The following is a 21359-nucleotide window of genomic DNA, read 5'->3' on the forward strand; positions in this document are numbered from 1 at the left end:
CGGGTCCGCCAACCGGCTTCCCCGTCCCGTCTGGCGTCCCCGCCGTTCGGTGAAGCGGTATCTAGGGCCAGCGAACGGAGAGAGCAAGAAGAAAAATCGCGGCAGCGACATGAAATATGCAACCGACTGAAATAGCGACGCTTTCCGCCCCTCCTCAGTCCGCACACCGACGACACTGCGCCGGGGGACAGCCTTCCGCCTGCGAATCTGGCACGGATTCGCGACGTTCGGATGACGGAATCACCTCATCGGCGACTCGGAAACGACAAAGGGCGCGGCTGATGCCGCGCCCTTTGCCTGGTCCATCGTGAGAAGAATCAGCGCTTCGAGAACTGGAACGAGCGGCGGGCCTTGGCCTTGCCGTATTTCTTCCGCTCCACCACGCGCGAATCGCGGGTCAGGAATCCCGCCGCCTTCAGCGCGCCGCGCAGGGCGGGCTCGTGCAGCTGCAGCGCCTTCGAGATTCCGTGCTTCACGGCGCCTGCCTGGCCCGACAGCCCGCCCCCGGCGACGGTGGCGTTCACGTCATACTCACCGGCCACGCCGGCCACGTCGAAAGGCTGACGCAGAATCATCTGCAGCACCGGACGCGCGAAATACTCCGTCAGATCCTTGCCGTTCACGACGATCTTGCCTGAGCCGGGCTTCACCCAGACGCGGGCGACGGCGTCCTTGCGCTTGCCGGTCGCATAGGCGCGGCCGAACTCGTCGCGCTGCGGCTCGCGCGGGGCGGCGGCAGGCTGGAGGCCGAGCGATTCGCCCGCGGCCGTGCCCTGAACGGCCCCGGCGTTGGCGGTGACGGCATCCCGCAGCTGGTCGAGGGATTTGATGTCTTCGGCCATGATCAGGCGCTCCGCGTATTCTTGGGGTTCATCGCTTTGACGTCCAGCACCTGGGGCTGTTGCGCCTCGTGCGGGTGCTGCTCGCCGGCATAGACGCGCAGGTTGGACATCTGCTGCTTGCCCAGCTTGTTGCGGGAAATCATCCGCTCGACGGCCTTGATGACGACACGCTCCGGGTGGGCGCCTTCCAGCACCTGGCGGGCGGTGCGGTGCTTGATCCCGCCCGGATGGCCGGTGTGCCAGTAGTATTTCTTGTCGTCGCGCTTGTCGCCGGTCATCTGCACCTTGTCGGCGTTGATGATGATGACATTGTCGCCCATGTCCATGTGCGGGGTGAAGGTCGCCTTGTGCTTGCCGCGCAGGCGAGAGGCGACGATCGTTGCAAGACGGCCCAGCACGACGCCCTCGGCGTCGATCAGGATCCACTTCTTGTCGATATCCGCCGGTTTCGCGGTATAGGTCTTCATGGTTCGCCCTTTCGGGGGATGTGGAATTCGGATCGGGCGTATATCGGGGATCGCGGCGCTCAGGTCAAGCGCGGCAGGCGACGTAAACATCCGCAAATACAACGGGTTGCGAAACGGGTATTACAATACCCTACCGTAAACCGCCGTTTTCCGCCCGCTCCGGCGGAATCGAGTAGGTCATCGACGCCCGCGCAACCACGTCCGCGCCCCCGTCCGAGCGGATCATCACGTCGCCCACCGCCAGCACCCGGCCCAGCTTCAGCAGCCGCGCCTCGGCCAGCAGGTCGCGCGCGGCCTCGGGCTTGCGCATGAAGTCGATGCCGGCATTCGTCGTCACCGCCAGCGCCACCTTGCCGATCCGCGACAGGATCGCCGCATACATGCTGAAATCGGCCAGTTCGAACATCGTCGGACCCGAGATGGTGCCGCCGGGGCGCAGATGCCGATCTTCCACCTGCAGGCGGACGCGGACGGACTCGGCGCCGATTTCCTCGACCACATAGCCCTTCGCCTGCGGAAAGACCTCTGCCAGATAGTCGTTCAGATCGCCCACGCCGAAGTCCGCCATGCTTTCCCCCTGCTCCATGCGCCGCTAAGCTGTCGCAAACAGGGGAAGGGATGCAAGATGAGCGATCTGCTGCGGCGCGAGGATGACGGCCACATCGCCCGGCTGGTGATGACCAGCTCCGGCAACTACAACGCGCTGTCGCGGCAGATGATCGCGGCGCTTGCGGACGCCTTCACCGGGATCGCCGCCGACGACGACATCCGCGTCGTGATCCTCGCGGCCGAGGGCAAGGCGTTCTGCGCCGGCCACGACATCCGTCAGATGCAGGGCGCGCGCGGCGACAATGACGGCGGCCGGGCCGAGTTCGAGGCGCTGTTCACCGCCTGCTCGCAGATGATGCAGTTGATCCCCGCCCTGCCCCAGCCGGTCATCGCCGAGGTGCAGGGGATCGCCACCGCGGCGGGGTGCCAACTCGTCGCCTCGTGCGACATGGCCGTGGCGGCCGAGGGCACCCGCTTCGGCGTCAACGGGGTCAATATCGGGCTGTTCTGCTCGACCCCGATGGTCGCGCTGACCCGCGCCATCCCGCCCCGCGCGGCGTTCGAATATCTGGTCACGGGCGAGTTCATGGACGCTGGCCGCGCGCGGGAACTCGGCCTCGTCAACCGCGTCGTGCCTGCCGGGAAGCTGACCGAGGAAACGACGGCGCTGGCCCGCACGGTCGCCTCGCGCCTGCCGGCGGCGGTGCGGCTGGGCAAGCGCGCGTTCCACGAACAGGCGGCGATGGGCCGGGCCGAGGCCTACGACCGGATGGGCGCCGCGATCTGCGAGAACATGATGCTGCCGGACACCGACGAGGGGCTGAACGCGTTCCTCGAAAAACGGGCGCCGCGTTGGGCCGACGCCTGAGCGTCAGCCGATCCGCCCCAGCGCCGGGACGTTCTCGAGCAGCCAGTAGCTGATGATCGACAGCCAGCCGGTCAGCATCATCACCCCCACGACGATCAGCAGGATGCCCGACACCCGTTCGATCGTCGCCATGTGCCGCTTGATGCGGTTCATCAGCGACATGGACCGTTCGATGAAGATCGCCGACAGCAGGAACGGCACGCCCAGCCCCAGCGCATAGATCCCCAGCAGGCCCGTTCCGCGGGCGGGGTCCGTCACTGCCATCGTCAGGATCATGGAAAGCTGCGGCCCGATGCAGGGCGTCCAGCCGAAGGCGAAGGCCAGCCCCAGCAGATAGGCGCCGAGCGTCGAGCCGCCCTGATCGCCCGTCTCCATCCGCGCCTCGCGGTCCAGGACCGGGATGCGGATCACCCGCAGGAAATGCAGGCCGAGGAAGATGATGAAGACGCCCGAGACCTTCATCAGCAGCGGCTGCCACGCGAGGAACGCCCGGCCGAAGGTGGACGCGGCGTAACCCATGATGAGGAACACCGTGCTGAGCCCCAGCACGAAGAACAGCGCCGGCAGGACGGCGCTGCGCTCGCGCGTCTGAAGGGCGCTGACCTTCACGCCGGTCATGTAGGCAAGATAGGGCGGCACGATGGGCAGCACGCAGGGCGACAGGAACGACAGGATTCCCGCGACCATCGCCACCAGCGCGGCGGCGACGAAGGATGCGTCGACAAGCTCGATTCCAAACATGGCCGCACCTTGGCCTAAAGAAATGGGCCGGGGAAGCCCCGGCCCATGCGCCATGCTGTCACGGCTGCGTCAGATCACGCCCCGAAGGACCACCAGCCGCGCCGACGCGGCCGCTCCGGCTCGTCGGATTGCTGTTCGGTCGCGGATGCCGGGGCTTCGGTCCGCTGAGGCTCGGGCTCCGGCGCGGCTTCGGCTTCGGCTTCGGCTTCGGCTTCGGCTTCGGTTTCGGTTTCGGTTTCGGTTTCGGTTTCGGTTTCGGTTTCGGTTTCGGTTGAAGCATCCGTGGCCGCTGCTTCTGGAGCAAGCGCCTCGGCCGCGGCCTCGTCGGCGGCTGCGCCGCGGGCGGTCTCCGGCGCGGTTTCCTCGGCAGCCTCCGCCGGCGCCTCGGTCCGCGAATCGTCACCGACCACCGGCGCTTCCGCAGGCTCCGTTTCGGCTACGGCGTCTTCGACCGGTTCCGAAGGCGCGGCCGTTTCGTCCCCTGCGGTCGTCACGCCCTCTGCCGTTTCAGCCGCAGCCTCCTGCGCCTGCGACCCCTCGGCATCGCCATTCCGGCGCGAGCGGCTGCGCGAGCGCGAGCGGCTGCGCGAACGCGAGCGCCGCCCGTTTTCCTCACCGGCTGCCTCGCCGGAAGCCTCGGCTTCGGCAGGTTCCGCCCCGGCTTCGTCACCGACCTCGTCCGAGCCTTCGTCACCCGCATCCGAGTCGTGCGCGCCATTCTCGCCGTTTTCGCCGCGACCGCCGCGCCGACGGCGACGCCGACGCCGCTTCGAGCGGCCGCCCTCGTCGCCGTCCTCGCTCTCGGTCCGCGCCTCGCCCGACTCGTGAGCCGCGTCCTGCGTCTCGACCCGGTCGGTCTCGACCTCGCCCGTGTCGTCCTCGTCCTCGTCGCCCAGATCCTCGTCGTCGATCTGCGCCATCAGGCTCGCCGTGGCCGAGACCACGTTCGACACCGGCTCCGGCACGTTCCGGGTCGCGGTCTTGAACTTGTCCATCGCGAAATCGGGCGAGATCAGCGTCGGGTCAGCCTCGACCCGCACGGCCATGCCGTAGCGCGTCTCGATCATGCCGATATGCTCGCGCTTCTGGTTCATCAGGAAGTTGGCGACGGCCACGGGCGCGCGAACCAGCACCTCGCGCGAGCGTTTCCGCGTCCCCTCTTCCTCGATCGCGCGCAGGATCGTCAGCGCCATCGAATCGTCCGACCGGATCAGCCCGGTGCCGTGGCAGTGCGCGCAGGGCTGGGTGGTCGATTCCAGCATCCCCGGACGCAGCCGCTGGCGGCTCATCTCCAGCAGGCCGAAGCCCGAGATGCGGCCGACCTGAATCCGGGCGCGGTCGGTCTTCAGCCGGTCCTTGAAGCGTTTCTCGACGGCGGCGTTGTTCTTGCGCTCGTCCATGTCGATGAAGTCGATCACGATCAGCCCGGCCAGGTCGCGCAGCCGCAACTGCCGCGCGATCTCGTCCGCCGCCTCGAGGTTGGTCTTGGTCGCCGTGTCCTCGATCGAGCCTTCCTTCGTCGCCCGGCCGGAGTTCACGTCGATGGCGACCAGCGCCTCGGTCACGCCGATGACGATGTAGCCGCCCGACTTCAGCTGCACGACCGGGTTGAACATCCCGCCCAGATAGCCCTCGACCTGATAGCGCGCGAACAGCGGCACCGGATCGGTGTAGAGCTTCACGTTCCTGGCGTGGGACGGCATGATCATCGTCATGAAATCCTTGGCGGTGCGATAGCCGCGCTCGCCCTCGACCAGAACCTCGTCGATGTCCTTGCTGTAAAGATCCCGGATCTGACGCTTGATGAGGTCGCCTTCCTCATAGATCGGCGCGGGCGCGACCGACTTGAAGGTCAGCTCGCGGATCTGCTCCCACAGCCGCATCAGATATTCGTAGTCGCGCCGGATTTCCGTCTTGGTGCGCTGGCTGCCGGCGGTGCGGATGATGAGGCCCGCGCCCTTCGGCACCTCGAGTTCCGAGGCGATTTCCTTCAGCTTCTTGCGGTCGGCGGCGTTGGTGATCTTGCGCGAGATGCCGCCGCCACGCGCGGTGTTGGGCATCAGCACGCAGTAGCGCCCGGCAAGGCTCAGATAGGTCGTCAGCGCCGCGCCCTTGTTGCCGCGCTCTTCCTTGACGACCTGGACCAGCATGATCTGCCGGACCTTGATGACTTCCTGGATCTTGTAGCGGCGGGCGCGCGGCTTCTTGGCCGGGCGGATTTCCTCGGTCACGTACTCTTCGGCGACGGACTCGATGGTGTCGTCGCGCTCCGATGCGGCCCCGATCTGCCGGTCGGCGTGATCGTGCTCGTCGTCGTCGCCGTTGTCCTCGGCGTCCGAATCCGCAGGATCGCTTGTCTCCTGGGCGGCAGTCTCCGCGTGCGGCTCGTCGGCGGAGCCTCCCGTCGCCGCATCATCGGACTGCTCGGCCGTCTCATCGGAAACGGCGACCGCATCCTCGTTCGACGCCCCTTCCGCCTGCGCCCGGCGCGCGCGCGAGCGGCGGTGCCGCGCCTCTTCCTCGGCCTCGGCCGCTTCGGCGGCGGCCCGGTCTTCCTCGATCAGCGCCTGCCGGTCGGCGGCGGGAATCTGGTAGTAGTCGGGGTGGATTTCCGCGAAGGCGAGAAAGCCGTGCCGGTTCCCGCCATAATCGACGAAGGCGGCCTGCAGCGAGGGTTCGACCCGCGTCACCTTGGCCAGATAGATATTCCCCGCAAGCTGGCGCTTGTTCAGGGTCTCAAAGTCAAATTCTTCGACCTTGGTTCCGTCCACGACGACAACGCGCGTTTCCTCCGCGTGCGTCGCGTCGATCAGCATCTTGTTTGCCATTTGAAATACTTTCGCGCAGCCGGTCCAGCCCGCGCGTCGGCGGGGAAAGGGACAGGGTGCGACTTGATGCGGACGCGGCGGGCGCAGGCCGGCAGCTCGGGGCGGGAGCGAAAGCGGAATCGGTGCGGGCGGCCCAAGGGATCATGCCCCGCCGCCTCCCTGCCTGTCCGCTCGCGTTCCTGCCCTGGTCACTTCCGGCGGCGCGCTCCATCGCGTCTGTTAACTCATGCCCTGCGGTCCCGGAACGGGGACAGGGCGGCGATCATTCTGGCCGGCATCCGTCCCCAGGGACATCGCCGACCGGCTTTTCCGGCATGGTCCGCGCCCTGCCCAACCGGACAGGTCCGCACGCCCATGCTGCGAAACTGGTTTGTGTGGTGCCGCGCACTGGGGTGTCGGCAACCGCAACTGATTGAACATAGGGGCACGGGGCGCGGAATTACAATGCGAAACTGTCGGGCCGCATATCCGTGCCCGCCCGATTTCCCGCCGCCGCGGCCTCTGCCGGGTGATAGCTGGCCTCGTGCGCCACCGGAAAATTCACCGACCGGGCGATGAAGCAATAGCCGCCGACCTCATGGTGAAGGGCGTCGGCCCGCGCTGCGTCGGCCATCCGGGCGAGCCCAATCCGCGGCCGCAGCACCGCCCGGACGAACTGCCCCGAGCCGTCCGGCGCCGAGCGGCCGATCCCCAGCGGGGTATCCGCGTAGCTGTGCACCACGATTCCGGTGCTGCTCGCCAGATGCAGGAACCACAGCATGTGGCAGGCGGAAAGCGCCGACAGCAGCAGATCCTCGGGGTTCATGCGGGCGGGATCGCCCCCCAGCAGCGGGTCGTTCGAGCAATGGACGACCACCTTGCCAGGCACCGCGATGTCCCAGGTCCGGTCATAGCCGCGATAGCTGGCCGTGCCCTGCCCACGATTGCCGGTCCATTCGATCCGGCTTTTGCAGCCGTGCTCGCCCTGCTCCATCGCGCCCCTCCCGGTCACTGGCCGCTGAGGTAATCCCCCCGGCTGAGGCCGTATTTCGCCATCTTCTCGTTCAACGTCCGGCGCGGCAGGCAAAGCTCGTCCATCACGGCGCTGATGCTTCCCTTGTGCCGGCGCATGGTATTGTCGATCAGCATCTTCTCAAAGGATTCGACATATTCCTTGAGCGGCTTGCCCTCTGTCGTAGTCGCCTCGCGGGTGTCGTCGCCGTCGGCCATCAGCAGCGAGGTGATGGACCCCGTGCCGCGCCGGTTCTGAAGCACCGCGCGTTCGGCCACGTTGATGAGCTGGCGCACGTTGCCCGGCCACGGCGCCTGCAGAAGCTGCGCCGCCTCCTGCGCCGTGACCTGCGGCGGCTCGCAGCCATATTCCTCGGCGAACTGCTCGGTCATGCGGGTGAACAGCGACAGGATGTCCTCGCCCCGCTGGCGCAGCGGCGGCAGGGTGATCTGCAGGGCCGACAGGCGGTAGAACAGGTCGGGCCGCAGGCTGTCCTCGGCCCGCCGCCCCTCGCCGCGGGCGTTCGAGATGGCGATGATCCGCGTCTCGGCGGGCGTTCCCTGCTCGGCGATGAAGGCCAGCAGCCGCGCCTGCAGCGGTTCCGACAGCGCCTCGATATCCTCGAGGCAGAGCGTGCCGCCCCGCGCCTCTTCGACCGCCGGCAGGCCGTCCTCGAACGGGCCGAACAGCCGCGCGGCCAGCGCCTCGTCGTTATAGGCGGCGCAGCTCACCGGCACGAACTTCTTGGTGGCGCGCGGCCCCACGGCGTGCAGCGCGTGGGCGACCAGCGTCTTGCCGGTGCCCGTCTCGCCGTCGATCAGCACATGCCCGTCGGCCTGCCCGAGATCGAGGATATCCTCGCGCAGCCGCTCCATCGCCGGGCTGGCGCCGACCAGCTTCGACATCACCTGCTGGCCTTCGCTCAGATCCCGGCGCAGGGCGCGGTTGTCCAGCGTCATCCGCCGGGCCTGCGAGGCCTTCTTGACCAGTTCGGTCATCCGGTCCGGGTTGAAGGGCTTCTCCATGAAGTCCATCGCGCCCAGCCGCATCGCCTCGACCGCCATCGGCACGTCGCCGTGGCCGGTGATGAGGATCACCGGCAAGCCGCTGTCGAGCCCCATCAGCCGCTTGAGGAACGCCATCCCGTCCATTCCCGGCATGCGGATGTCGGACACCACCACCCCCGGCCAGTCGGGGCCGATGGCCTTCAGCGCCTCCTCGGCGCTGGCGAACACCTCGGTGCGATAGCCCGACAGCCCCAGCCACTGGCTGATGGAGTCCCGCATGTCCGGCTCGTCATCGACGATCGCCACGGTCAGAACCTGGGTCATCGCTTCATCCTTTCCTTTCATCACTCCGCCGCCGTGCGCCGGCTGTCCAGCCGGGGCTCATACAGCGGCAGGACAAGATCGAACACCGCCCCGCCCCCTTCGGCGTTGTGGGCCGTCAGCCGCCCGCCGAAGTCCGACACGATCCCGGAGGATATCGCCATTCCCAGCCCGGTGCCTTCGCCCGGCGCCTTCGTGGTCCAGAACGGTTCGAACAGTTTTTCCAGATCGGCAACCCCCGGCCCGTTGTCGCTCACGGACAGATGAGCGTGCGAGCCGCTTTCCATCGTGATCGCGATCGAGGGGTCGCGCTGGTCACGGGTCGCGTCCATGGCGTTGCGGATCAGGTTGATGATGACCTGCTCCAGCCGTATGCGGTCGCAATAGACCATCACCGGATCGCGCGGCTGGCGACGCTGCAACCGCACCCGGCGGTTGCGAAGCTGCGATTCCATCATCGTCAGCGCCCCCGACAGCGCCATTCGCAGGTCCACCGGCTCGAACGCCTCGCCGCCCTTGCGGGCATAGGATTTCAGCTGCCGGGTGATCGCCCCCATCCGGTCGAGCAGGTCATCGACCCGCTGGAAGCTGGACAGCGCCTCGTCGGGCCGCCCCCGCTCCAGCAGCAGCCGCGAGCCGGCCAGATAGGTCTTCATCGCCGCAAGCGGCTGGTTCAGCTCGTGGCTGATGCCGGCGGACATCTCGCCAAGCGCGGCCAGCTTGCTCGATTGCTGCACCGTCTGCTCGGCCACCCGCAACTCGCGCTGCACCCGCTCGCGCTCGGCGATCTCTCGCGTGAGGCGGGCGTTCAGCGCCCGCAGGTCGGCCGATTCGCGCATGTAGCGATGGGTCATCGACCGGGCGCGGCGGGACAGGATGTAGAAACCGATGGCCAGCGCCATGGCGAGGCCCATGATCTCCAGCGCCAGATAGGCGTTCACCCGGTCCCGCGTGGAATCGTAGGTGGTGAAGGAAATCATCCGCCAGCCGCGGAACGGGATCTTGGCCTCGGTCCGCATCACCGCCTTGCCGCGCAGATAGGCGTCGGCGGGCCGGCTCCAGTCCGCCGTCACCTGGAACGCGCGCTCGATCGCGCTGGGGGCCGAGCGGACGGCCAGCGCCTCTTCCAGCGGCAGCCCCCGCCAGCGCGGCTCGGTCGTCAGGATGATCTGCCCGCCGCTGTCGGTCACGGCCACGGCGTCCGAGATGCCCGCCCAGCTTCTTTCCAGCCGCCCCAGATCCGCGCCGACGACGATCACCCCCAGCGACCGCCCTTCGGAGACGATGGCGCGCGAAAAGTTGAACTCGTGCCCGCCCGATGGCGAGGGCGTCACGGTGAACACCGTGTCGTTCGTCCGCAGCGCCTCGACATAGAACGGCGCCAGCACATAGCTCGTCCCCAGAAGCTGCCGGTCGGTGGCGCCCATGGTGCGGCCCGATCCGTCCAGCAGCCGGATCGACGCCGCGCCGATATCCTTCTGCGCGCTGATGAGCCGGGCCGAGATGGTCGAGAAATCCTGCCCCGACAGCGACGAGATCAGCGCCGGATCGCGCGCCAGCAGCAGCGGCACGACCGAGGTGCGCTGCAATTCCGACATCAGGTTGCCGGTATAGAGCGCCGAGCGCAGTTCCGCCCGAACCCGCGTGTTTTCCGAGAACCGTTCGGTCAGCCAGTGGTTGGTGTAGAAGATCGCGCCCACGGCGGCGGCCAGCAGCACGGCGATGACGACGCGCGGCATCCACCGCGCGCGCAAGGTCGCGCGGCGATCGGACTCGCCGTCGAAGATCTCCCGCTCAGCCATCAGCCCTGTCCGCAGATGCGCGTCGCACCGTGATAGACGCTGCGCGCTTCCCGCTCAATATGACCGAATGGGCATGATGTGGGTCGCGGGGTCAGGGTCAGGCCGTTTCCCGGACCAGACTGCCGACCAGCCCGCTGAACATCCGCGCCCCGTCGGTGCCGCCGTGGACCGGATCGGCCGCGCGCTCGGGATGCGGCATCATCCCCAGAACCCTGCGGTTTTCGGACAGGACGCCCGCGATATCCGCGATGGAGCCGTTGATCGCCGGGGCATAGCGCAGGGCGATCCGCCCCTCGGCTTCCAGCCGGGCAAGGCCGTCCGCGTCGATCTGATAGTTGCCGTCGTGATGGGCGACCGGCAGGCTGATCCGCTCGCCCGCCGCGTATTGCGACAGGAAATCGCTGCCGTTGTCCTCGACCGTCAGTTCGGCGTCGCGGCACAGGAAGCTGAGCCCCGCGTTCCGCATCAGGGCGCCCGGCAGCAGGCCCAGTTCCGTCAGCACCTGAAAGCCGTTGCAGACGCCCAGAACATAACCGCCGCGTTCGGCATGGCGCGTGATCGCCGCGGCGACCGGCGACTGCGCGGCAATCGCGCCGCAGCGCAGGTAGTCGCCAAAGGAGAAGCCGCCCGGCACGGCGACGAGGTCGGTGCCCGCGGGAAGCTCGGCGTCCTTGTGCCAGACGCGGGCGACATCGGCGCCGGCGCGTTCCAGCGCGACGGCGAGGTCGCGGTCGCAGTTCGATCCGGGGAAAGTGACGACGGCAGCTTTCATGGCGGGAATCCTCGGCAGCGGTGACGCCCAGATAATCGCTACGGACCGCCGATTAAAGGGGGAACCCTGCCGCCCTTCGCCCGGTTCCCCCGTCAATCACAGGAGGAAGACGAGATGACCCCCAGCAGACGCCAGACCCTGATCCTCGGCGCGGCGGCGATGGCCGCCCCGCTCATCCTGCCGCGCCGCGTCTGCGCGCAGGCCGCCAGCCCCGCCGCGCCTGATGCCGCGCCGTCCTTCGTGACGCCGATCGAACACGCCTCGCTGATGCTGACGCTGGGCGGACAGGCGATCCTGATCGATCCGGTGGGCGGGGCCGAGCCCTATGCGAACCTGCCCCGCGCCGCCGCGATCCTGGTCACGCACGAGCATGGCGACCATTTCGACCTGCCCACGATCGAGGCGCTGCTGGACGAGAACGCCGCGCTGATCGTGAACCCCGCCGTGGCCGAGATGCTGCCCGAGGCGCTGAAATCCCGCGCCACCGCGATGGCCAACGGCGATGCCGGCGAGGTCGCGGGAATGGCGATCGAGGCGGTGCCCGCCTACAACATCACCCCTGACCGGCTGCAATATCACCCGCAGGGGCGCGACAACGGCTATGTGCTGACCTCGCCCGAACACGGCCGCATCTATATCGCGGGCGACACTGAGGCGACATCCGAGTTCCGGGCGCAGACCGACATCGCGCTCGCCTTCGTGCCGATGAACCTGCCCAATACCATGTCGGTCGATCAGGCCGTCGAAGGCGTGGCGGAAATGGCCCCGCGCATGGTGATCCCCTATCATCACCGCGGTCAGGACCCGGCGGAGTTCGCGGAAAAGCTGACCGCGACCGGCGCCGCGACGGAGACCGTCATCCTCGACTGGTATCCCGGCACCGACGACCCCAAGGGGCCCGCGGACTGAAATGCAAACGGCCGGGCAATCGCCCGGCCGCTTCCTTTCGGCGCTTCGGCGGTCAGCCCGCCAGGGCCTTGTTCAGATACTCGTCCACCTTTTCCAGATAGCCCATCGTGGTCAGCCATTTCTGTTCCGGCCCGACCAGCAGGGCGAGGTCCTTGGTCATGAACCCGTCCTCGACCGTCTGGACCGTCACCCGCTCCAGCGTCTCGGCGAAGCGCTGCAGCTGCTCGTTGCCGTCCAGTTTCGCGCGGTGCTTCAGCCCGCCCGTCCAGGCATAGATCGAGGCGATGGAGTTGGTGGAGGTCTCCTTGCCCTTCTGGTGCTCGCGGTAGTGACGCGTGACGGTGCCGTGCGCCGCCTCGGCCTCGACCGTCTTCCCGTCGGGCGTCATCAGCACCGAGGTCATCAGCCCGAGGCTGCCGAAGCCCTGCGCCACGATGTCGGACTGCACGTCGCCATCGTAGTTCTTGCAGGCCCAGACATAGCCGCCCGACCATTTCAGCGCGGATGCCACCATGTCGTCGATCAGCCGGTGCTCGTAGGTGATGCCCTTGGCCTTGAACTGGTCGGCGAACTCGGCGTCGAAGACTTCCTGGAAGATGTCCTTGAAGCGGCCGTCATAGGCTTTCAGGATCGTGTTCTTGGTGGACAGATAGACCGGATAGCCGCGCTGCAACCCGTAGTTCATCGACGCGCGGGCGAAGTCGCGGATCGAATCGTCGAGGTTGTACATCGCCATCGCCACGCCCGAGGACGGGGCCTGGAAGACCTCGTGTTCGATCGTCTCGCCATCCTCGCCGACGAACTTGATGGTCAGCTTGCCCTTGCCGGGGAACAGGAAGTCGGTGGCCTTGTACTGGTCGCCGAAGGCGTGGCGGCCGACGATGATCGGCTGGGTCCAGTGCGGGACCAGCCGCGGCACGTTCTTGCAGATGATCGGCTCGCGGAAGATCACGCCGCCGAGGATGTTGCGGATCGTGCCGTTGGGCGACTTCCACATCTTCTTCAGGCCGAATTCCTCGACCCGGCCTTCATCCGGGGTGATCGTCGCGCATTTCACGCCGACGCCGTATTGCTTGATGGCGTGGGCCGCGTCGATGGTGATCTGGTCGTCGGTGCGGTCACGCTCCTCGATGCCGAGATCGTAGTATTTCAGGTCGATGTCGAGATAGGGCAGGATCAGCTTCTGCTTGATGAAATCCCAGATGATCCGGGTCATCTCATCGCCGTCGAGCTCGACGACCGGGTTGTCTACCTTGATCTTGGTCATGGGCGCACCTTGGATTGGGAAAGGGGTCACGCGGGGCTATAGCTGCAAAACGGCCCGATGGAAAGGGGCGGTATGCGATGGTATGCCGTCGGATCAGGCTTGCCGCGCGACATGCGGCCGAAGCCCTGCCGGGCTCCGGCCCTCGATGCGGGGCTCAGTGGTGATGGGCGTGCTCGCCGGCGCGGATCGTCAGCCCCGGCGCGGGCATGGCCGGACGTTCGCCGCCCTCGACCGGGATCTCGGACCACGACTCGACGCCGCTCGCGCAGCTCTGCTCCACCGGGAAATACAGCACCGTTCCCGGCGCGAGATCGCCCGACAGCGTGCCGCGGAAGACGAACTCGTCGAAATGGGCGTCCGGCAGCTCGCCCGTCCAGACGATCCGCCGCACGCCGGAGGTCTCCGGCTCGCCATGATTGTCGTAGCTGCGGGCGTAGTCCCCGGAATCGGTTTCCAGCGTCCAGCCCGGCTTGGGCATCGGCTTCACGTCGAAGATGCCTTCCGGCAGGGTGACGGCGACGGCTTGCGTGGCCTCGCCGTCGCAGCCATGCGGGATCGTCAGCACGGCCTTGTAGCTGCGGCCGGCCTCGGCCTCGCGCGTCTCGAACGAGACATGGGCGACGGCGGGCATGGCGACCAAGGCGGCAAGGGCCGCGAGGAAGGTGGTTTTCATCGGTTTCTCCTGTGTTCATGCGGCAAGACGGCAGTCTGCCGGCACAGGAGGACCGCAGGCCCGCGGACAGGGGTGAGGCCGCGACACCCCGGCAAGCCGCCGCATCCGCGCGCGGCGGAGCGGCCTTGCGCGCGCGGCGCGGCACGCAAGCGCAGGGCCATGCGGAACCGGCGCCGGGCCGCCGAGGACGCAGGCGAGGCAGTGCTGATGACCCTGGCCGCCCGGTTCGGCGGGGCCGCCATGCCCGCAGATCTCGCCGCCGGTCAGCGCCATGACCAGCGCCAGCGGGCGGGCCGAGGCCGCCGCAAGCTCCATGCGCGCCGCCATGCCGGCGGAAAGCGCCAGCACCAGCGACAGGACAAGGCTTGCGATCATGCGCGGCACAGGGCGGTCACCTCCGACTCCGGGGAAGTGGTAGCGCGTCGCGGGGCACTACGGCAACGCGGGATTGCGCAGGTCGCGCGATGTCACCGGCAAGAGCGACGGAAGATGCCCCTGCCCCCCTTGCGCGCCCAGGAGCGTTACCCGCCGCCGCTCACCGCGTGCTTTCCGTCAGCCGCCGCCGGACATAGGTCTGCACCGTGTCGATCATCGGTTTCATGTGCAGATCGTCGTCGCGGAAGAAGTGGTCGGCCCCCTCGATCTCCTCGTGGGTGATGGTGATGCCCTTCTGCTCACGCAATTTTCCGACCAGTGCGTTGATGTCCTTGGCCGGGGCGACGCGGTCGGCGGTGCCGTTGATGATCAGCCCGGACGCCGGGCACGGCGCGAGGAAGCTGAAGTCATACATGTTGGCGGGCGGCGAGACGCTGACGAATCCGGTTATTTCCGGGCGGCGCATCAGAAGCTGCATCCCGATCCACGCGCCGAAGCTGAAGCCGGCCACCCAGCAATGCTTGCTGTTGGGGTTCAGCGCCTGCAGATAGTCGAGCGCCGCTGCGGCATCCGACAGCTCCCCCACGCCCTCGTCGAACTCGCCCTGGCTGCGGCCGACGCCGCGGAAGTTGAAGCGCATCACCGTGAAGCCCATGCGGTGGAACGCATAATGCAGGTTGTAGACGACCCGGTTGTTCATCGTGCCGCCGAATTGTGGATGCGGGTGCAGGACGATGGCGAGCGGCGCGTCGGGCTTGGGCTGCGGATGATAGCGGCCTTCCAGACGGCCATCGGGTCCGGGGAAAATCAACTCGGGCATGGGATTCCTTTGCGCACGGGGCGATTCTTGACGCGGCCCCGTCCGGGCCTTACCACCGGGACGGAACGCGTGCAGGACAATCGCATGAACGGGCGCCGGGGATCAACGGCCCCGCGGACCGGCCATGCGGCTGCCGCATGTTGGAAGGGGGGCCTCGGATGAAGCTTTCGACCAAGGGGCGCTACGCCATGGTCGCGCTGGTCGATCTGGCCACGGCGGGCGAGGGGCAGCTGACGACGCTCGCCGACATCTCCAGACGGCAGGACATCTCGCTGCCCTATCTGGAGCAGCTCTTCGTGCGGCTGCGCCGCGCGGGGCTGGTGAAGTCGGTGCGCGGCCCCGGCGGCGGTTACCGGCTGGCGCGGACGCCCGAGACGATCCGCGTCTCCGAAGTGTTGGGCGCGGTGGACGAAACCGTCAGCGCGCTGCATGTCGGCGCGGGCGTGACCGGCGGCGTTTCGGGATCGCGGGCGCAGACGCTGTCGAACCGGCTGTGGGAAAGCCTGTCGGCGCATGTCTATGTGTTCCTGCACAACGCGACACTGGCGGATGTTTCCAGGAACGCGCTGCTGCCCTGCCCCGCCGTGCCGGGAATCCTGTCGGTGGTGGACGACACGGCCGAGGGCGGGCGGGCCTAGCGCCCGTCCATCCGCACGAAGTCGCGCACGTCGCCCTGCCCCCGCTGCACATCGGCCCAGCTATCGGCGGTGAAATCCACCACCAGCGTCGCCGCCGTCGGATAGCGGCGGAAATCGGGATCGAGCGGCAGGCGCGCGGGCAGCATCTCGGCAAAGCCGGCGATGGCGGGATTGTGGCCGATCATCATCACCGTGTGCATGGTCGCGCTGCGCAGCACGTCCAGCATCCGGTCGGGATCGGCCTGATACAGTGCCGGCTCCATCCGCAGGACGGGGCGGGTCTCGAACACGGCGCTGGCGACCCGCTCCCATGTTTCCTGCGTGCGCCGCGCGGGGGAGCACAGGACCTCTTCGGGGTCATAGCCGCGGCTGGCCAGCCAGTCGCCCAGCAGCCGCGCCGATCGCCTCCCCCGGTCGTTCAGGGGGCGGTCGTGATCGTCCAGCGCCGGATCGTCCCAGGCGGACTTGGCGTGGCGGGTGAGGATCAGCCGACGGATTCCGGTCGCGGTCATTCAGAGCCCTTCCTTCACGCGGATCGCCGGGAAGCCTGCCACCGAGCCCGCCCGCCCGCAAGTGGCCCATCTTAGTCCGAAATGAGGAGGGGCGCCGACCCGCGCAGCACGTCCTGCGGCCCTTCCGGCGCGGACCGGCGCATCGCCCGCATCCTCGGGCGGCAACCGTTCCGACAGTTTTCCTTGGAATACCGGCCTCTGGCGCCGGACCGGCAGGGCCGCCTAAAGCCCGCTGCCCCCCTGCCGCAGCCCGTGCGGCTTCAGCCGCGGCTCGGACGAGCGGATCAGGCTGCCTGCGCCCTGCTCGGTAAAAAGCTCCAGCAGCGCGGCGTGCGGCACCCGGCCGTCCAGAATCACGACGGCGCGGACGCCCTCATCCAGCGCCGTGAGCGCGGTTTCGGTCTTGGGAATCATGCCGCCCGCGATGGTGCCGTCGGCGATCATCTGCCGCATCTGCTCGGGGTTCATCTGCGTGACCACCTCGCCCGAGGCGTCCTTGACCCCCGCCACGTCCGTCAGCAGCAGCAGCCGGTCGGCCTTCAGCGCCCCGGCGATCGCGCCCGCCGCCGTGTCGCCATTGACGTTGAACGTCTCGTTGTCGGCCATGCCGGTCGCCACGGGCGCGATCACCGGGATCAGCCCGGCCTGATAGAGATCGCGGATGATCTGGATGTTCATCTCGATCGGCCGCCCGACAAAGCCCAGCTCGGGGTCGTCCGCCTCGCACACCATCATGTCGTCGTCCTTGCCGGAGATCCCGACCGCGCGCCCGCCCGCGTCGTTGATCGCCTGCACGATCCGCTTGTTGACGAGGCCTGACAGGACCATCTCCACGACCTGCACGGCTTCCTTGGTCGTCACCCGCTTGCCGCGCACGAAGCGACTCTCGATGCCGAGCCGGCCCAGCAGGTCGTTGATCATCGGCCCGCCGCCGTGGACGACCACCGGATGGATGCCGACCTGCTTCATCAGCACGATGTCGCGGGCGAAATCGGCCATCGCCTCGTCGTCGCCCATCGCGTTGCCGCCGAACTTAACGACCACCACGGCCCCGGCGTAACGCTGCATGTAGGGCAGCGCCTCGGAAAGCGTGTTGGCGGTGGTGGCGAAGTCACGGTCCATGTTCTGCTGTCTCATCCGGCGGTCCCCAGGTTGCCGGGCAAGCTAGGGCGCGAGGGGGCCGAGGTCCAGCCTTACAGCAGCCCGTCGATGATCGCGCGCAGCGTGGCGATGCCCTGCCCTTTTTCGGACGAGGTCACGACCAGCTGCGGGAACGCCGCCGGGTGCTTCTGCAACTCGGCCTCGATCTGCGCCAGCGTGGCGGCCAGCGCCTGCGGGCCGACCTTGTCGGCCTTGGTCACGACCACCTGGAACGGCACGGCGGAACGGTCGAGCAGGGTCAGGATCTCGTGATCCACGGGCTTGACCCCGTGCCGCGCGTCGATCAGCGCGAAGGCGCGGCGCAGCGTCGGCCGCCCGGCGAGATAGGCCTTCAGCAGATCCTGCCATTTCTTCACCACCGGCAGCGGCGCCTTGGCAAATCCGTAGCCCGGCAGATCGACCAGATAGCCGCGCTCGCCCACGGCGAAATAGTTGATCTCCTGCGTGCGCCCCGGCGTGTTCGAGGCCCGCGCGATTCCCTTGCGCCCGGTCAGCGCGTTGATGAGGCTGGACTTGCCGACGTTCGAGCGGCCGGCGAAGCACACCTCGGGCCGGTCAGCGGGCGGCAGGCCGTTCATGGCGACGACGCCCTTCACGAAGTCCACCGGCCCCGCGAACAGCAGGCGGGCCGCCTCGGCGGCCTCGGCGTCGGGCTCGGGGGCTTGGGGGAAGGCGACCTTCACAGGACCTCGACCTCGTCTCCGGGACGGATGATGCCGCCGGCTTCGACCTCGGCATAGATGCCGAAATCCTGGTGCCAGAACTGGTCCTGCAGGGCCTTCGGCATGTCCACGTCGATCTGTCCGGTGTCGGTGTCCACGCTGGTCGCGGCGCAGCGGCCGATGCGCTGGGTCAGTTTCAGGACCACATTCTCACCGATACGGATGCGGTGAAGCTGCATGTCGCGCTCGGCGTAAGGCTCCCACCCGTCGATCCACAGGTTGGCGCGCCAGCGGTGAACCCCCAGCGGCTGGTTCAGCCGCCCTTCAAGGTCGCGCAGCGAGGACAGCGAGAGGATCGACAGCCAGGGGTGGTTCTTGTCAGTCAGGGCCTGCGGCCCCTCGACCAGCCGCACGGCGGGCGCCTTGTCCGAGGTGGACCAGAGCGGCTCCAGCCACGCGATCAGCGCGGCGCCCCCCTGCGCCGGGTCAAAGCGCAGTTCGGGGCGCTCGGGGTGGGTCAGCACCAGATCGCCGCCGTCCCAGCCGCCCCGGACCGCCTGCAATGGCGCCGCCGCGACGCCGCGCACGAAGGCGGCCTTGGGCAGCCAGCGGGCCAGCGCGCCATCCTCAAGATGCCGCAGGCCGTCCGCATGGATCACGGCGAAGCGCCGGTCGCCCGGCAGCGGCTGCGCGGGAGTCAGCGCGACCTGATCCAGCGCCTCGCCCCCGATCGACTTGACCGGATAGCGATGGATCTGCGCCAGCCGCCCTGCCTGGCTCACTTCGGCCGCCGTTTCGGCAGACTGGCGCGGATGTTGCCGAACAGCTGCGGCGGGTGCCCGTGCATCGACATGATCGTGTATTGCTGCGCGATCGTGATGAGGTTGTTGGAAATCCAGTAGAGCACCAGCCCCGAGGCGAAGCCGCCCAGCATGAACATGAAGATCCACGGCATCCAGGCGAAGATCATCTTCTGCGCCGGATCGGTCGGGGCGGGGTTCAGCTTCTGCTGCACCCACATGGTGATCCCCAGCGCGATGGCCAGCGCCGGCAGCGACAGCGAATGCAGCATCGTCCCCTGCGCCGGCGCCGCATACGGCAGCAGCCCGAACAGGTTCAGAAGGCTCGACGGGTCGGGCGCGGCGAGGTCGCGGATCCAGCCGATCCACGGGGCATGGCGCAGTTCGATGGTGACGAAGATCACCTTGTAGAGCGCGAAGAAGATCGGGATCTGCAGCAGCATCGGCAGGCAGCCGGCAGCCGGGTTCACCTTCTCCTTCTTGTAGAGCGCCATGACCTCCTGCTGGTATTTCACCCGGTCGTCGCCGGTGCGCTCCTTGATCTCCTCCATCTGCGGCTGCATCTCGCGCATCCGCGCCATCGAGATGTAGGACTTCCGCGCCAGCGGGAAGACCAGCATCTTCAGCACGAAGGTCAGCGCGATGATCGCCCAGCCCATGTTGCCGATCAGCCCGTGCAGCCAGTGCAGCAGGTGGAAGATCGGCTTGGTCAGGAAGTAGAACCAGCCCCAGTCGATGGAATCGACGAAGCGGTCGATGCCGGGGGATTCCTGGTAGGCATCGAGCAGCTCGTAGGTCTTGGCGCCCGCGAACAGGTAGGACGCGGTGCTGACCTGCGTGCCGGGCTGGACGGTCTGCATCGGCAGCCGCGCCTCGGTCTGGTAGATGTCGGCGCCGGGGGCGTATTTCACCACCGCCGTGAACGGCTGGCCGGGCGCAGGCGCGAGGGTCGTCATCCAGTATTTGTCGGTGAAACCGATCCAGCCGTTCTCGGCCACCTCGATCAGCTCCGCAGGGCCTTCGGCGGCCACCGGGCTCAGATCGGCGATGTCGCCATAATCCTGCTCCAGCAGTTCGCCATCGGTCACGCCGACAGCGCCCTCGTGCAGGACGAAGTAGTTCTGGGTATCCGGCCGCCCATGGCGGGCGATGATGCCGTAAGGCGCGGCGAGGAACGGGGCCGCGGCGGTGTTTTCAAGGTTCTGGGTGACGGTGAACAGGTAGCGGTCGTCAAGCTCGAATGTGCGGCGGAAGATCTGGCCCGCGCCGTTGTCCCAACGCAGCGTGACGGGCTGACCGGGGGCGAGCGTCTCGCCCGATTCCACCTGCCAGACCGTCGCCGGATTCGGCACCAGCGCCGGATCGGTGCCGGGGCCGGGCATCCAGCCATAGACGGCGTAATAGGGCTTTTGCAGCGTCAGGTCCGGGCCGGCCGCAGGCGCCACGGGGGTGCCTTCCTCCGTCACCCGCAGCTGCGCGGTGGGCGAGAGCAGCCGCACGAAGGGCGAGTTCGGGTCCAGCGTCTCGCGGTAGCCGGTCAGCAGCAGATCGTCGATCCGCCCCCCGGCGAGCGAGATCGAGCCCTGAAGCGACGGCGAATCGATCGCCAGACGCGGCGCATCGCGGGTCGGATCGCCGGTCCCGAGATCGGCCGGGGCGGCGGGCGCCGTGGTCGTGCCCGCCGGGGCCGTGGCCGAAGGCGCGGTGGTGATCGCGCCCGACGGCGCCGGCATGTCGGCCGGATCGACGGCAGGCGGCTCTGGCGCGAAGAAGGCATACCACCCGATCATGACCAGCGCGGACAGCACCATTGCCAGGATCAGGTTGCGGTTGTTGTCGTCCATCAGCTCGTCACCAGGCTTGCGTCACACCGCGCCGCTTGAACCGAAGCGCGCCCCAGAGGTCAAGGGGAAAGCCGGGATACGCCGCGTTCGGAGACGCCTTAACCGATTGTTAGGGTCTGCCTGCTATCGCGGCTTCCATCCGGCCACATCACAAGGAGCGCCTCATGGCTTACGCGACGATCGACTTCCATCACCCGCAGACGGGCCGCTTGAAGCAGGCGCCGGTCGGGTTCTCGTGGACGACCCTGCTGTTCGGATTCTTCCCGGCGCTGATCCGCGGCCATTACGTGGGCGCGATCATCATGGTCGTGATCGCCTTCTTCACCATGGGCCTGTCGTCGCTGGTGTTCGCGTTCATTTATAACAAGATGTATGTGAAACACCTGCTGGGCGAGGGGTTCAAGGTCTCCGGCGCAACGGCGGACGTTTCCCATCTGTCGCAACAGCTGCGGATGACCTTGCCGCTGGATTCGGCGCGGCCCTCGGCGATGGCGGCCTGAGAACGGCGGC

22 protein-coding genes are annotated in these 21359 nt (G+C 67.9%); 4 read left to right on the top strand and 18 right to left on the bottom strand.

Translation table 11 applies throughout. The features are described from left to right. Positions 1-317: 317 nt before the first annotated feature. From rpsI to KTN05_RS13720, 3 genes are all read right to left on the bottom strand, one after another. A complete protein-coding gene (gene rpsI, locus KTN05_RS13710; RefSeq protein WP_217329978.1) occupies positions 318-842 on the bottom strand; it encodes a 30S ribosomal protein S9 in 525 nt (174 codons plus the stop codon). A gap of 2 nt (positions 843-844) precedes the next feature. Continuing rightward, positions 845-1309, bottom strand: coding sequence for a 50S ribosomal protein L13 (gene rplM, locus KTN05_RS13715; RefSeq protein WP_217329979.1), 465 nt, complete (start codon positions 1307-1309; stop codon positions 845-847). 130 nt (positions 1310-1439) lie between these two features. Continuing rightward, entirely contained in the window at positions 1440-1877 is a 438-nt protein-coding gene (locus KTN05_RS13720) for a PaaI family thioesterase (RefSeq protein ID WP_217329980.1), read from the bottom strand. A gap of 57 nt (positions 1878-1934) precedes the next feature. On the opposite strand from KTN05_RS13720, the gene KTN05_RS13725 reads away from it, so the two are divergent. Then, positions 1935-2726, top strand: a complete 792-nt coding sequence (locus KTN05_RS13725; RefSeq protein ID WP_217329981.1) for an enoyl-CoA hydratase — start codon at positions 1935-1937, stop codon at positions 2724-2726. A gap of 3 nt (positions 2727-2729) precedes the next feature. Here KTN05_RS13725 and KTN05_RS13730 read toward each other — a convergent pair whose 3' ends face one another. The 6 genes from KTN05_RS13730 to purQ all read right to left on the bottom strand — a co-directional run bounded on the left by KTN05_RS13730 (position 2730) and on the right by purQ (position 11188). Next, positions 2730-3467, bottom strand: a complete 738-nt coding sequence (locus tag KTN05_RS13730) for a cytochrome c biogenesis CcdA family protein (RefSeq protein WP_217329982.1) — start codon at positions 3465-3467, stop codon at positions 2730-2732. A gap of 74 nt (positions 3468-3541) precedes the next feature. After that, positions 3542-6295: a ribonuclease E/G gene (locus KTN05_RS13735; protein ID WP_217329983.1), complete on the bottom strand. Its 2754-nt coding sequence runs from the start codon at positions 6293-6295 to the stop codon at positions 3542-3544. A gap of 439 nt (positions 6296-6734) precedes the next feature. Further along, positions 6735-7286: an OsmC family protein gene (locus tag KTN05_RS13740; RefSeq protein ID WP_371823366.1), complete on the bottom strand. Its 552-nt coding sequence runs from the start codon at positions 7284-7286 to the stop codon at positions 6735-6737. Further along, positions 7283-8617, bottom strand: a complete 1335-nt coding sequence (locus tag KTN05_RS13745) for a sigma-54 dependent transcriptional regulator (protein WP_217329984.1) — start codon at positions 8615-8617, stop codon at positions 7283-7285. Before KTN05_RS13745 ends, KTN05_RS13740 begins: the two co-directional genes overlap by 4 nt. A 20-nt stretch (positions 8618-8637) precedes the next feature. Further along, positions 8638-10416 (bottom strand): ATP-binding protein, encoded by a 1779-nt coding sequence (locus KTN05_RS13750; protein WP_217329985.1) that lies wholly within the window; start codon positions 10414-10416, stop codon positions 8638-8640. Positions 10417-10513: 97 nt separating this feature from the next. Then, the gene (purQ, locus tag KTN05_RS13755; protein ID WP_217329986.1) at positions 10514-11188 is read right to left on the bottom strand and encodes a phosphoribosylformylglycinamidine synthase subunit PurQ; all 675 of its coding nucleotides are present in this window, start codon (positions 11186-11188) and stop codon (positions 10514-10516) included. Positions 11189-11302: 114 nt separating this feature from the next. Here purQ and KTN05_RS13760 point away from each other — a divergent pair, with 114 nt between their 5' ends. Further along, positions 11303-12097: an MBL fold metallo-hydrolase gene (locus tag KTN05_RS13760; protein ID WP_217329987.1), complete on the top strand. Its 795-nt coding sequence runs from the start codon at positions 11303-11305 to the stop codon at positions 12095-12097. Positions 12098-12149: 52 nt separating this feature from the next. Here the strand turns inward: KTN05_RS13760 and KTN05_RS13765 are convergent, their stop codons facing one another. The 4 genes from KTN05_RS13765 to KTN05_RS13780 form a co-directional block, all read right to left on the bottom strand. After that, positions 12150-13364 (bottom strand): NADP-dependent isocitrate dehydrogenase, encoded by a 1215-nt coding sequence (locus KTN05_RS13765; protein WP_217329988.1) that lies wholly within the window; start codon positions 13362-13364, stop codon positions 12150-12152. A 154-nt stretch (positions 13365-13518) separates the two neighbouring features. Continuing rightward, entirely contained in the window at positions 13519-14037 is a 519-nt protein-coding gene (locus tag KTN05_RS13770) for a YcnI family protein (RefSeq protein ID WP_217329989.1), read from the bottom strand. Between the two features lie 15 nt (positions 14038-14052). Further along, complete coding sequence (locus KTN05_RS13775; protein WP_217329990.1) at positions 14053-14412, bottom strand: hypothetical protein; 360 nt, start codon at positions 14410-14412, stop codon at positions 14053-14055. A 160-nt stretch (positions 14413-14572) separates the two neighbouring features. Then, on the bottom strand, positions 14573-15232 hold the full coding sequence (locus KTN05_RS13780; RefSeq protein WP_217329991.1) for an alpha/beta hydrolase: 660 nt from the start codon (positions 15230-15232) through the stop codon (positions 14573-14575). Between the two features lie 158 nt (positions 15233-15390). Here KTN05_RS13780 and KTN05_RS13785 point away from each other — a divergent pair, with 158 nt between their 5' ends. Then, positions 15391-15870, top strand: coding sequence for an Rrf2 family transcriptional regulator (locus KTN05_RS13785; RefSeq protein ID WP_217329992.1), 480 nt, complete (start codon positions 15391-15393; stop codon positions 15868-15870). Here KTN05_RS13785 and KTN05_RS13790 read toward each other — a convergent pair. From KTN05_RS13790 to yidC, 5 genes are all read right to left on the bottom strand, one after another. Then, entirely contained in the window at positions 15867-16382 is a 516-nt protein-coding gene (locus KTN05_RS13790; protein WP_217329993.1) for a histidine phosphatase family protein, read from the bottom strand. The two genes, KTN05_RS13785 and KTN05_RS13790, sit on opposite strands and share 4 nt — an antisense overlap. A 222-nt stretch (positions 16383-16604) precedes the next feature. Continuing rightward, positions 16605-17504, bottom strand: coding sequence for an acetylglutamate kinase (argB, locus tag KTN05_RS13795; RefSeq protein ID WP_217330014.1), 900 nt, complete (start codon positions 17502-17504; stop codon positions 16605-16607). Between the two features lie 71 nt (positions 17505-17575). Continuing rightward, positions 17576-18226 (bottom strand): ribosome biogenesis GTP-binding protein YihA/YsxC, encoded by a 651-nt coding sequence (gene yihA, locus KTN05_RS13800; RefSeq protein ID WP_217329994.1) that lies wholly within the window; start codon positions 18224-18226, stop codon positions 17576-17578. After that, positions 18223-18987, bottom strand: a complete 765-nt coding sequence (locus tag KTN05_RS13805) for an MOSC domain-containing protein (protein WP_217329995.1) — start codon at positions 18985-18987, stop codon at positions 18223-18225. Before KTN05_RS13805 ends, yihA begins: the two co-directional genes overlap by 4 nt. Next, entirely contained in the window at positions 18984-20849 is a 1866-nt protein-coding gene (gene yidC / locus KTN05_RS13810) for a membrane protein insertase YidC (RefSeq protein ID WP_217329996.1), read from the bottom strand. The genes KTN05_RS13805 and yidC overlap by 4 nt, the downstream gene beginning before the upstream one ends. 164 nt (positions 20850-21013) lie before the next feature. Between yidC and KTN05_RS13815 the strand changes: the two genes are divergently transcribed. Next, positions 21014-21349: a hypothetical protein gene (locus KTN05_RS13815; protein ID WP_217329997.1), complete on the top strand. Its 336-nt coding sequence runs from the start codon at positions 21014-21016 to the stop codon at positions 21347-21349. Positions 21350-21359 lie beyond the last annotated feature (10 nt).

It is taken from the genome of Paracoccus sp. Z118 (assembly GCF_019061185.1).
In the GTDB taxonomy this organism is placed as follows: Bacteria; Pseudomonadota; Alphaproteobacteria; order Rhodobacterales; family Rhodobacteraceae; genus Paracoccus.